Here is a 12,325-nt window from a genome sequence, read left to right as displayed (position 1 = left end):
CGGGTGTGTAAGCGCTGTGAGGCGTTGAGCTAACCGATACTAATTGCCCGTGAGGCTTGACCATATAACACCCAAGCAATTTGCTTCTGCAGATTGCGGTGGTGAAGACGAAAGAACCGAAAGTTCGCAACCACAACGATCACATATCCGAATTGGCTGGAGTGTCATAAGACAGTCTGGCAACAGAATTTCTTGACGACCATAGAGCATTGGAACCACCTGATCCCATCCCGAACTCAGTAGTGAAACGATGCATCGCCGATGGTAGTGTGGGGCTTCCCCATGTGAGAGTAGGTCATCGTCAAGATTCATTTCGCAAAACCCCTATCTGCGTGAGCAGGTAGGGGTTTTGTCTTTTCTGCAGCCTATATTGGCAGCCCAATCAGTACTTTCCAGAAAGGCGCTTCCTACAGCGATATGGGGCCTGCAACACCTCGGGCGATGCGCAGCCCCTGTGATATGGTTCCCTACCAGAACCTCCCCGGCTGAGACGCTCAATGACCGACACATCCTCCCTGCATCCAGGTTTCATGATCGTTCAAGGCAACCGTCTGGATGACTTGCGCCATCTGGTAGTGGGTGTGATGCGTCGTTATCCCTTGGCACCGCTGGAGAACGAGATCGCGCTGGTTCAAAGCAATGGCATCGCCCAATGGCTCAAGTTGGCCCTGGCCGAAGACCCGCAGGAGGGCGATCAAGGCGGATGTGGGATTGCGGCTGCTATCGATGTCCAGTTGCCGGGCAGTTTCATGTGGCAGTTGTATCGCCGTGTTCTGGGGCGCGATGAAATTCCTGAGGTTTCGTTGCTGGACAAAGCTCCCCTCACTTGGCGCTTGATGCGCCTGCTTCCTGAGTTGATCGAGCGCCCCCATTTCGAACCGCTGCGCCGTTTCCTCACGGACGATGGTGATCTGCGCAAGCGTTACCAATTGGCCGAGCGCTTGGCGGACCTGTTCGACCAATACCAAGTCTATCGCGCCGACTGGCTCAAGGATTGGGCAGTAGGCGAGCATGTACTCAATAGCGCTCGTGGCGAACGCAAGCCCTTACCCGCCGGTAATCGCTGGCAGGCGCAGCTATGGCGAGCTTTGCTCGAGGATGTCGGCGAGGCGGGCATGGCACAGAGTCGCGCCGGGGTGCACCAGCGTTTCATCGAACGTATCAACAGCCTGGACCAAGCGCCCTCCGGCTTGCCGAAACGGGTGATCGTTTTCGGCATTTCGTCCTTACCTGCCCAAGCACTCGAGGCGCTGGCGGGGCTTGCTCGCTTCAGTCAGGTGTTGCTGTGCGTGAATAACCCATGCCGCCATCATTGGGCAGATATCGTTGCAGACAAGGACCTGCTACGTCATCAGTACAAGCGTCAGCAGCGCAAGCACGGCACCCCCTTGCAATTGGATGACGAAAGCCTGCATCAGCATGCTCATCCATTACTGGCTGCCTGGGGCAAGCAGGGCCGTGACTACATCAACCTTCTCGACAGTTATGATGACCCCGGCAGCTACCGCGGTGTATTCAGCGAGGGTCGCATCGACCTTTTCCAAGAGTCTGAGCCAAACTGCCTGCTTCGCCAGTTGCAGGATGACATTCTCGAGTTGCGCCCACTGGCCGAAACCCGCGAGCAGTGGGCTCCTGTCGATCCCGCCAAGGATCGCTCGGTGCGCTTCCATGTGGCCCACAGTCCGCAGCGAGAAGTGGAGATCCTTCATGACCAGTTGCTGGCCCGCTTCAGTGCAGATCCCACGCTGCGCCCGCGTGATGTCATCGTCATGCTGCCGGCCATCGACGACTATGCACCGCATATCCGCGCGGTCTTCGGCCAACTTGAGCGCAACGACCCTCGCTACATTCCTTTCACTCTCACAGACCAAGGCCAGCGTGGTCGAGAACCGCTGCTGATCGCTCTGGAGCATCTGCTCAAGTTGCCCGAGAGTCGCTTTGCCGTCAGCGAAGTGCTCGACCTGCTGGACGTCCCTGCGCTTCGTGCGCGCTTTGCCATCGCACAGAGCGATTTGCCGACTTTGCATCGCTGGATCGAGGGCGCCGGCATCCGCTGGGGACTGAGCGCCAAACAACGTGCGACCCTGGGACTGCCTGAAGGCCTGGAGCAGAACAGCTGGCGGTTTGGCCTGCGACGCATGTTGCTGGGGTATGCCGTCGGTGTCGGGGAGGGCTTCGACGAGATCGAGCCCTATGATGAAATCGGTGGCCTCGATGCTGCCTTGATCGGCCCGCTCGTGGCCCTGCTCGACGCGCTCGATGTGGCATGCGAAGCCTTGTCGCAGCCGGCTACGGCGCGCGAGTGGGGCGAGCGTCTGCAAGCGCTGCTACAAGTGTTCTTCCTCGCCGAGGATGAGCAGGACGAGTTCCTGTTGATGCAGCTGCAGGATTTGCGCGACACCTGGTTGGCCACGTGCGAAGCGGTTGGCTTGCAAGACGTGTTGCCGCTAACGGTGGTTCGTGAGGCTTGGTTGTCGGGGCTGGACCAAGGCAAGTTGTCCCAACGTTTTCTGGCAGGTTCGGTGAACTTCTGCACGCTCATGCCCATGCGCGCGATCCCCTTCCGGGTGGTGTGCCTGCTGGGCATGAATGACGGCGACTACCCACGTGCCCAGCCGCCGCTGGACTTCGATCTGATGGCCAGCGACTACCGCCCTGGTGATCGCTCCCGCCGTGAAGATGACCGTTACCTGTTGCTTGAAGCCCTGCTCTCGGCGCGTGACCAGCTCTATATCAGTTGGGTCGGGCGCAGCATTCGTGACAACAGCGAGCGTCCCGCATCGGTGTTGATCGGTCAGTTGCGCGATCACCTCGCCGCAGGTTGGCGTCTGGCGGGCGCCAAGGAGGGGCTGCGGGAAAACCCTGGTGAGCAGTTGCTGCATGCCCTGACCCAGGAGCATCCCCTCCAACCCTTCAGCCAACGTTATTTCCAGAAAGGCAGCGCGCTGTTCAGCTACGCCCATGAGTGGCAGGTATTGCACCAGCTCGACACGAATCCTGTGGCCTGTCGTGACACGCTGCCGCCCTATGTAGGCGAGGAGGCGTTGAGCCTCACCCAGTTGCAGGATTTTCTGCGTCACCCTGTGCGGCACTTCTTCAGTCAGCGTCTGAAAGTGTTCTTCGAGGCCTTGGAAACGCCAACGCCGGATGAAGAACCCTTCGTGCTCGATGCTTTGCAGCGCTACGGGCTGAGCGAAAGCCTGCTCGGCGCCGCGCTGGCCGATCCCGACAACGCCGATCACGCGCTGCTGAGCCAGGCTCGTCGCCTTCAGGCCTGCGGCCTGCTGCCGCTGGCGGGGTTCGGCGAAATCCTCCAGGCCGAGCTGATCCAGCCCCTACCTGACCTGCTGCAGCGTCATCGCCAGTTGCTGCAACGTTGGCCAACCGTGGTCGATGGGGCGCTGCCGATTCATTTCGACCACGCAACGCAGCGTCTGGAAGGCTGGTTGGGGAGGGTGTACCAAGCCCAGGACCTGAGCCTTCTGAGCATCACCACCGTACCCAACACCCTGAGTGCCGGACGCAATAGCCGTAAATGGCATCGCCTGATCCCTGCCTGGGTCGTACATCTGGCGGCCTGTGCCGCAGGCTATCCATTGCATACCGCCATGGTCGCCAGCGACCTGACATTGTTGCTCGACCCGCTGCCGCAGCCCCAGGCGGCGGAGCTTTTGGGCGACCTGATCGTGGCTCGCCAGGCGGCCATGAATGCGCCGCTGCCCGTGGCCGCCAAGACCGCGTTCGCCTGGTTGGCCCAGAGCGATCCGGACAAAGCCCTGGCCTCAGCAGTCCGCGCCTACGAGGGCGATGGGCAGAACACCACCGGCGAGCGCGGCGAGAGCCTTGCCTTGGCACGTCAGTTCCCTGACTTCGCCGCGCTGTGCGCCGATGAAACCTTCGAAGGTTGGTGCGAGACCCTGTACCGCCCCTTGTTCGCAGCGCCCTGGCAGACCCTGGGCAATCCGGAGAATGCCGCATGACCCAGGCCCGCCCCTTGGCCCTGAGCTTTCCATTGCACGGCAGCCAACTGATCGAGGCCAGTGCTGGCACCGGCAAGACGTTCACCATATCGGCGTTGTACCTGCGCCTGATCCTAGGCCATGGCGGCGAGCAGGGCTTTGGCCGTGAGCTGCTGCCGCCACAGATCCTGGTGGTGACCTTCACCGACGCTGCCACCAAAGAGTTGCGTGAGCGGATCCGTGCTCGCCTGGCCGAAGCGGCACGGTTCTTCCGCGGTGAGCTGGCCGAAGCTGATCCGCTGCTGCAGATGTTGCGCGATGATTATCCCGCCGAGCAGTGGGCGCGTTGCGCCAGTCGCCTCGACGTTGCGGTCCAGTGGATGGACGAAGCCGCGGTATCGACCATCCACGGTTGGTGCCAGCGTATGTTGCGCGAGCACGCCTTCGACAGCGGAAGCTTGTTCACCCAGAGCCTGGAGACCGATCACAGCGAGTTGCTGGGTCAGGTCATGCGCGATTACTGGCGGCGTTTCTGTTACAGCATGCAAGGCGAAGCCCTGGCCTGGGTACGCAACCAGTGGGGCAGCCCCGACGCGTTGCTGCCACGTATCCGCCCATTGTTTGGGCGGGTGCGCGGTGAGGTGGATGATGCTCAGCCGCAAGCGTTGATCGAGCAGGCCTTGCGCGAGCGGGCCGCGCAGCTGTGCCAGCTCAAGGCGCCCTGGGGGCAATGGGCCGATGAACTGCACCAGATTTGCCAGGCGGCTGTGGCCGGAAAACTGGCGGACGGCCGCAAGCTGCAGGCACGCTTCTTCGAGCCTTGGTTCGACAAGCTCCGGGCCTGGGCCGGTGACGATCAAGTACTTGAGCTGGATTTGGGCACCGGTTTCACCCGACTGACGCCTGCGGGCATGGCAGAAGCCTGGAAGTCCGGCGAGCCGCCTGATCATCCCGCCCTGCATGCCATGCAGAGCCTGCGTGAGCAATTGCAGGGGCTGGCCAGTCCCGATGCGCGGCTGCTGGAGCACGCCGCGACCTGGGTGTCGGCCCGTTTCGAGGTGGAGAAGCGCAAGCGCGCCGAGATGGGTTTTGACGACATGCTCTTGCGTTTGGAGCAAGCGTTGACCAGCGAGTCTGGCGAGCGTCTGGCCGGTTTGATTCGCGAGCAGTTCCCGGTAGCGCTGATCGACGAGTTCCAAGACACTGACCCGGTGCAGTACGGCATCTTCGAGCGCATCTACCGGATCAGCGAGAACCACAGAGAGACCGGTCTGTTCATGATCGGCGATCCCAAGCAGGCGATCTACGCCTTCCGCGGGGCCGACATTTTCACCTACCTGGCCGCCCGCCGCGCCACGGCAGGGCGATTGCACAGTCTGGATACCAACTACCGTTCCAGCCAGGCGATGGTAACGGCGGTCAATCGCGTGTTTCTCCAGGCCGAAGAGCGCCGCCAGGGGCGCGGCGCCTTCCTGTTCCGCGAGGGCCAGGACAACCCCTTGCCCTTCGTCGAGGTCCGTGCCAAGGGGCGCGATGAGCGATTGATGATCGACGGCCAGCCCGCTGCGGCGTTGCAATGCTGGCAACTGCAAAGCGAGGAGCCGGTCTCCAGCACGCTCTACCGCCAGCAACTGGCGACCAGTTGCGCCAGTCATATCGTCGGCCTGCTCAATGGCGGCCAGCAAGGCGTGAGCGGACTGCTCGACAGCCAGGGCACGCTTCGCCCCTGCTTGCCGTCGGACATCGCCATCCTCGTACGCGATGGCCGAGAGGCCCAGTTGATACGCGCCGAGCTTGCGGCGCGCGATGTACGCAGCGTGTATCTGTCGGACAAGGACTCGGTCTTCGCCGCCCAAGAAGCCCATGACTTGTTGGTCTGGCTCAAGGCCTGTGCCGAGCCGGATTCCGAGCGTCTGCTCAAGGGCGCCCTGGCCAGCCTGACCCTCGACCTGCCACTCGCCGATCTGGACCGCCTGAACCAGGACGAGCGCGTGTGGGAAGGTTGGGTCATGCGTTTTCGTCAGTACCGCGAGACCTGGCAGCGTCAGGGCGTGTTGCCGATGCTGCGCCGCCTGCTGCATGACTTCCAGCTGCCGCGCATGCTCATGGCCCGCAGCGACGGCGAGCGGGTGCTGACCAACTTGCTGCACCTGGCGGAGTTGCTGCAGCAGGCGGCGAGTGAGTTGGACGGTGAGCAGGCCTTGATCCGCCACCTGGCCGAACACCTGGCCAATGCTGGTCACGCCGGCGAAGAGCAAATCCTGCGCCTTGAAAGTGACGAGCAACTGGTCAAGGTAGTGACCATCCACAAATCCAAGGGGCTGGAATACCCCTTGGTCTATTTGCCGTTCATCTGCACGAGCAAACCGGTGGATGGTCAGCGCCTGCCTCTGACCTGGCACGATAGCCAAGGCCGGATCCACCTCACCCTGACACCCGACGAAACACAGATCGCCCGCGCCGATGATGAACGCCTGGCCGAAGATCTGCGCCTGCTCTACGTGGCCCTGACCCGTGCACAGTATGCCTGCTGGCTGGGTGTCGCCGACCTCAAGCGCGGCAGTCAGAAGACCTCGCAATTGCACCGCTGTGCTCTGGGCTATCTGCTCGGCGCAGGCTTGCCTCTGGCAGCTTCCAGCGAACTGGGCGAATGGCTTGCGCAGTTGCAGGGCTCGAGTGCGGACATCACATGCAGCGTACTGCCCGAAGCCGACGCCCAGCGCTACCACCCCCCTCGTGACGAGCGCGAGCTGTTGCCGGCGCGCAAGCCACGGCGGGCCGCCGCCGAGCATTGGTGGATCGCCTCCTACAGTGCCCTGCGAGTCGGTGATCAGACCTTGAGCGCCGACAGTTCCCAAGCCCAGCAATTGCTGGACGACGAAATAGTCGATACCCAGGCATTGCGTGAGGTGCCCGCCGAGGGCGGCGATATTCACCGCTTCCCTCGCGGGCCGAACCCCGGCACCTTCCTTCACGGCCTGCTGGAGTGGGCCGGCCGGGAAGGGTTCGCCGAGGTCAGCGGCAAGCCGGATTTGATCAAGCGCACCGTGGGGGAACGTTGTAACCGCCGGGGCTGGACCGGCTGGATTCCCGCCTTGGAGCAGTGGCTGGGGCAGTTGCTGAGCCAGCCGCTTCCCTTGCACGCCGACGGCCCGAGCCTGATCCTCGCCGAGCTGCGTCACTATCAGATCGAGATGGAGTTCTGGTTCGCCAGCCATCAAGTGGATGCCGTGCGCCTTGACCATCTGGTCGCCCGCCATACCCATGGCGCAGCGGCGCGTCCTGCGGCGTTGCCCACGGTGCTCAACGGCATGTTCAAAGGCTTCATCGACCTGGCATTCGAGTTGGACGGCCGTTACTACGTGGCCGACTACAAATCCAACTGGCTCGGTCCGGACACCCAGGCCTACAACGGCCTGGCCATGGAGCAGGCGATTCTGGAGCATCGCTACGATCTGCAGTACGTGCTCTATCTGCTGGCCCTGCATCGCCAATTGCGGGCTCGGTTGCCGGACTACGATTACGACCGTCATGTGGGCGGTGCTGTGTTCATCTTCCTGCGTGGTGCCGACAGCGCCGGCCATGGCTTGTATTTCGCCAAGCCGCCGCGGGCGCTGATCGAGGCGCTCGATGCGCTGTTCCGCGGTGCCCATGAGCCGGAACAGCAGGACCTGTTTGCCGGAGTCGCGCCATGAGCCGATGCCTCGATGACCTCTTGCCTACCCCTGTAGATGCCGAACAACTGACGGCTCTGGCGCCCCTGCGCGAGAGCCGTGACCTGCTGGTGCTGCTCGATCGCTGGGTCGAGCGAGGCTGGCTGCGGGCACTGGACCGTGCCTTCGTGAATTTTCTCGAAGAGCGCGCCCCTGGCAGCGACACCTTGTTATTGCTGGCAGCGGCCTTGGCCAGTCATCAGTTGGGCCATGGTCATGTCTGCCTCGATTTGGAGCAGACCCTCGCCGAGCCTGATTTCGCCTTGTCGCTGCCGCCGGAGGGCGACGCACTGGCCGGGCCTTTGCTGCTGCCCTCGCAACTGCTCGCCAGCCTGACCCTGGACACCTGGCTGCAGCGCATTGCCGCCAGCCCTCTGGTGGCCGCGGGCAATAGCCCGGGGCAAGGTGCCCGGCCGCTGGTGCTCAGCGGCCAGCGTCTCTATCTGCGCCGCTACTGGAGCTATGAGCGGCGCATCGACGACGCCTTGCGCCAGCGCCTGACCCAGAGCGAAGCCATGCCGGCGGATCTGCCCGCACGGCTTGATCACTTGTTCGAAGGCGGCGCCCCGGCAGGGCAGGTGGACTGGCAGAAACTTGCGTGTGCGCTGGCCACGCGGGCGGCGTTCAGCATCATCACCGGCGGCCCTGGCACCGGCAAGACCACCACCGTGGTGCGTTTGCTGGCGTTGTTGCAGGCGCCTGCCGTGGAGAGGGGGCGCCCTTTGCGCATTCGCCTCGCGGCGCCCACGGGCAAGGCCGCCGCCCGCTTGACCGAGTCGATCGGCCAGCAGGTCGAGCGGCTGAAGGTCAGCGGTGAGGTGCGCGCACAGATCCCGACCGAGGTCAGCACCGTTCACCGTCTGCTGGGCAGCCGACCGGGGTCCCGGCACTTCCGCCACCATACGGGCAACCCGTTACCGCTGGACGTGTTGGTGGTCGACGAAGCCTCGATGATCGACCTGGAGATGATGGCCAACCTGCTCGACGCCTTGCCGCCCAAGGCACGTCTGGTGCTGTTGGGCGACAAGGACCAGTTGGCCTCGGTCGAGGCCGGCGCGGTGTTGGGTGATTTGTGTCGCGATGCCGAGGAGGGCTGTTATTCCCCGGCTACCCGGGCCTGGCTGGAGCAAGTCGGCGGCCAATCGCTGGAGGGCTGTGGTCTCACGCCCGGGGATGCGCAGCGCAATCCGCTGGCCCAGCAGGTGGTGATGTTGCGTTACTCGCGCCGTTTCGGCGAAGGCAGCGGCATCGGCCAGCTGGCCCGCCTGGTCAACCGCCAGCAGGCACAGCAGGCACGTGATTTGCTGACCCTGCCGCCGAGCGATGTGTTCGGTCTGACCCTGCGCGGTGAACAGGACCGGGCTTTTGATCGCTTGCTGTTGGACGGCCTGGGCCGTGGCGACGATGGGCCCCAGGGTTACCGCAGCTATCTGCGTGCCATTGGTCGTCATCGTCCGCCCCCTGGCACACCCGTCGATGACCCGCGCTGGGAGCAGTGGGCCAGCAAGGTGCTGCAGAGTTTCGAGCACTTCCAGTTGCTCTGCGCAGTGCGCAAGGGCCCTTGGGGGGTTGCGGGTCTGAATGAACGTGTGGCGCGTGTGCTTGGCAACGCCGGGCTGATCGACAACCAGCAACCCTGGTATGAAGGCCGGCCAGTGCTGGTCACGCGCAACGATTATGGCTTGGGCCTGATGAACGGCGACATCGGCATTGCCTTGCGTCTGCCGGATGATCTGGGCGAGCCGGTACTGCGCGTGGCCTTTGCGCGCAACGATGGCAAAGGCGGGGTGCGTTTTGTGTTGCCGAGCCGGCTCAACGAGGTGGAAACGGTGTTTGCCATGACCGTGCACAAGTCCCAGGGCTCGGAGTTCAGCCATACGGCCTTGGTGTTGCCGGATGCATTGAACCCGGTGCTCACCAAGGAGTTGGTCTATACCGGTATCACCCGCGCCAAGCACTGTTTCAGCCTGATCGAGCCGCGCACCGGCGTTTTCGAAGAGGCGGTGGCGCGCAGGGTGCGACGGATCTCCGGTTTGATGCTCGAGCAAGTGTGACGTAGCGCACATTTCTGAGCGGCAGGCCTTGTGCTATCGTTGCGCCAAATCTGAAGGGACTTTGTGGGATTTCCTAAATGGTGGCTGTCTCGCCTCGGGGACGCGTGATGGGCCGTGCGCTTGCGCTGTTGATGGCCGCCTTGCTGCTCGCAGGCCCTGCTCGGGCAGACACCCCTGCGAGCGCTGCTCAGGTCCAACAGCGGGCCAAGGCCGTGACCCAAGTCGTGCTGGGCATTCTCAGCTATGCGCGCTGGCCGGCAGAGCCAGTGCCGCTGCGTTTGTGCCTGGTAGGGCCGACCGAATACGCCGATGATCTGATCAAGGGGAATGTGCAGAACTCCGGCCAGCCCTTGCAGGTGCGGCGCTTGTTGGTGAACGACCAGCGTGTCGCCAGCGCCTGCGACGCACTTTATATCGGCAAGCTCGACCAAGGTGAGCGGGAGCGGCTGTTCCAGTCGGTCAGCGGCCATCCGGTGCTCAGCATCAGCGAGGCGGACGATCCCTGCACCGTGGGCAGCCTGTTTTGCCTGCGGGTCAGTGACGAGCAGGTGGCCTTTGACGTAAACCTGGATTCAGTCGCTCGCAGCGGTGTGCGAATCCATCCCAGTGTGTTGCAGTTGTCTCGTCGACGGGCGGTGCAGCCATGAGAAGGTGCATCAAGCCTGGCGTTCGCCCAACCCTGCGTTCGGTACTTGGCCGCGGCCATCTGGGATTGGCCTTGCTGGCGGTAGGGTTGGCAGGCGTCTCCCTGACCCTGCTCGGTGTGCTCGCCTTGCGCGTCTATGCCAATCACAACCTGCACCTGATTGCCCGCTCGATCAACTACACCGTCGAAGCGGCTGTGGTGTTCGACGATGCTCCTGCTGCGAAGGAAGCCCTGGCGTTGATCGCAGCCACCGAAGAGGTGGCCGATGCCAAGGTGTTCAATGACGAAGGCGTGCAACTGGCCCATTGGCACCGTGACGATGATGGCATGTTTGCCCAGCTGGAGGCGGAAGTGGCCAGCGCGCTACTGGAGGAACCGATCACGCTGCCGGTGATGCATCAGCAACAGAAGGTCGGGCACATCGAAGTGTCCGGGCAGGGCGGCAACTTGCTGCGCTTCCTGTTCAGTGGCCTGGCGGGGATCGTGTTCTGCACGTTGCTCAGTGCAGTGGTGGCTCTCTATCTTTCGCGTCGGCTGTTCGGCGACATCATTCGCCCGTTGCGCAGCCTTGCCAGCGTGGCTCACGCCGCCCGCCGCGATCGTACCTTCGACCGGCGCGTACCCGAAACGCAGATCGCCGAGCTCAACGAGCTGGGCAACGACTTCAATGCACTGCTCGACGAACTGGAGGCCTGGGACAGTCACCTGCGCAGTGAGAACGAGAACCTGGCTCACCAGGCGACCCATGACAGCCTTACCGGCCTGCCCAATCGAGCATTCTTCGAGGGGCGCCTGAGCCGTAGCCTACGCAATGCCGTCCGCCAGCAGGAGCGGCTGGCGCTGATGTTCCTCGACAGCGACCATTTCAAACAGATCAACGACAGCCTGGGCCACTCGGCGGGGGATGAGGTGCTGATCAGCGTGGCCAGTCGGATCCGCGCGCAATTGCGCGAACACGACCTGGTGGCGCGCCTTGGCGGGGACGAGTTCGCGGTGCTGCTGACGCCCTTGCAGTCGCGAGGCGACGCCCAGCGCATCGCTGAAAAGATCATCGCCAGCATGCAGCTGCCGATTCATCTGGAAACCGGCAACAGCATCACCACCTCGTTGAGCGTAGGCATCGCTTACTTCCCCGACGACGGCCTGGACCCGGCAGGGCTGCTCAATGCCGCCGATGGGGCGATGTATCAGGCCAAGCGCATGCGCCGTGGCCATTGGCAAGTGGCGCAGACGGAGCATTCGGCCACTGACGTTGATAACAGGAGCTGAACCGTGATTCACCGTGTCGTTGCACTGCGTTTTCCCACGCTGGTATTGGCATTGCTGACGTTGCTGGCGCTCGGCGGTTGCCAGAGCGTTCCCAAGGGTTTGAGTGAAGAGCAGATCGCCGTGCTCAAGCGTGAAGGCTTCGCGCCGACTGACGAAGGTTGGGCGTTCGATCTTTCTGGCAAGGTGTTGTTTGGCAGCGATCTGGACAGCCTGAACAGCCAGAGCCGCGCGATCGTCGAGCGCATCGGCAAAGCCTTGCTGTCGGTGGATATCCAGCGGGTGAGGGTTGACGGCCATGCCGATGCCTCGGGCAAGGAGGCGTATAACCAGCAGTTGTCCGAACGCCGTGCGCAGAGCGTCGCCCAGGCGCTGATCGGCATCGGCATGCAGCCTCAGAACATCCGCACCGTTGGCCTGGGCAGCAGCCAGCCGGTGGCGGACAACCGCACCGCCAGCGGGCGAACCGAGAACCGCCGCGTATCGATCGTGGTAGCGTCCTACTGAGGCACGCGCTGGCGCCTGCGATTGGGCGCAGATGCGCCCATCCGGCATCACGCGAACTTCATCTCCCGGCTGTTGCCCATCAGCAACGGCGCGTTGGCCTCGGTCACATCGCGAATGTAGTCCCACAGCAAGGTGATGCGCTTCAACTTGCGCAGGTCCTCCCGGCAGTACATCCAGAAC

6 protein-coding genes, 1 rRNA gene and 1 pseudogene are annotated in these 12,325 nt (G+C 63.2%); 7 read left to right on the top strand and 1 reads right to left on the bottom strand.

What is annotated here, in order from left to right:
• Positions 1-191: 191 nt before the first annotated feature.
• From rrf to yfiB, 7 genes are all read left to right on the top strand, one after another.
• Positions 192-307, top strand: a 5S ribosomal RNA gene (rrf, locus tag BLS27_RS23425).
• 190 nt (positions 308-497) lie between these two features.
• Positions 498-3,980 (top strand): exodeoxyribonuclease V subunit gamma, encoded by a 3,483-nt coding sequence (gene recC, locus BLS27_RS23420; protein WP_090346962.1) that lies wholly within the window; start codon positions 498-500, stop codon positions 3,978-3,980.
• Positions 3,977-7,654 carry an exodeoxyribonuclease V subunit beta gene (recB, locus tag BLS27_RS23415; RefSeq protein WP_090346961.1) on the top strand — a complete coding sequence of 1,226 codons (3,678 nt, stop codon included), beginning with the start codon at positions 3,977-3,979 and terminating at the stop codon, positions 7,652-7,654. Before recC ends, recB begins: the two co-directional genes overlap by 4 nt.
• The gene (gene recD / locus BLS27_RS23410; protein ID WP_090346960.1) at positions 7,651-9,726 is read left to right on the top strand and encodes an exodeoxyribonuclease V subunit alpha; all 2,076 of its coding nucleotides are present in this window, start codon (positions 7,651-7,653) and stop codon (positions 9,724-9,726) included. Before recB ends, recD begins: the two co-directional genes overlap by 4 nt.
• Before the next feature lie 107 nt (positions 9,727-9,833).
• On the top strand, positions 9,834-10,373 hold the full coding sequence (yfiR, locus tag BLS27_RS23405; protein ID WP_232111639.1) for a regulatory sequestration protein YfiR: 540 nt from the start codon (positions 9,834-9,836) through the stop codon (positions 10,371-10,373).
• Entirely contained in the window at positions 10,370-11,641 is a 1,272-nt protein-coding gene (dgcN, locus tag BLS27_RS23400) for a diguanylate cyclase DgcN/YfiN (RefSeq protein ID WP_090346959.1), read from the top strand. The genes yfiR and dgcN overlap by 4 nt, the downstream gene beginning before the upstream one ends.
• A gap of 3 nt (positions 11,642-11,644) precedes the next feature.
• Positions 11,645-12,145, top strand: a complete 501-nt coding sequence (gene yfiB / locus BLS27_RS23395; protein WP_043215252.1) for an outer membrane lipoprotein YfiB — start codon at positions 11,645-11,647, stop codon at positions 12,143-12,145.
• A gap of 47 nt (positions 12,146-12,192) precedes the next feature.
• On the opposite strand, the pseudogene BLS27_RS23745 reads toward yfiB, so the two are convergent.
• Positions 12,193-12,325: pseudogene (locus BLS27_RS23745) on the bottom strand (LysR family transcriptional regulator); the annotation flags it as partial.

The sequence above is a fragment of the Pseudomonas guariconensis genome (assembly GCF_900102675.1).
Classification (GTDB): Bacteria; Pseudomonadota; Gammaproteobacteria; order Pseudomonadales; family Pseudomonadaceae; genus Aquipseudomonas; species Aquipseudomonas guariconensis.
Note: the sequence above shows the minus strand (reverse complement) of the source record. Positions and strands in the feature narration are given on the sequence as shown.

Bases quoted from the DNA above. Each gene is read 5' to 3' on its own strand.
- recC (WP_090346962.1), top strand. From the start codon at position 498: ATGACCGACACATCCTCCCTGCATCCAGGTTTCATGATCGTTCAAGGC.
- recB (WP_090346961.1), top strand. From the start codon at position 3,977: ATGACCCAGGCCCGCCCCTTGGCCCTGAGCTTTCCATTGCACGGCAGC.
- recD (WP_090346960.1), top strand. From the start codon at position 7,651: ATGAGCCGATGCCTCGATGACCTCTTGCCTACCCCTGTAGATGCCGAA.
- yfiR (WP_232111639.1), top strand. From the start codon at position 9,834: ATGGGCCGTGCGCTTGCGCTGTTGATGGCCGCCTTGCTGCTCGCAGGC.
- dgcN (WP_090346959.1), top strand. From the start codon at position 10,370: ATGAGAAGGTGCATCAAGCCTGGCGTTCGCCCAACCCTGCGTTCGGTA.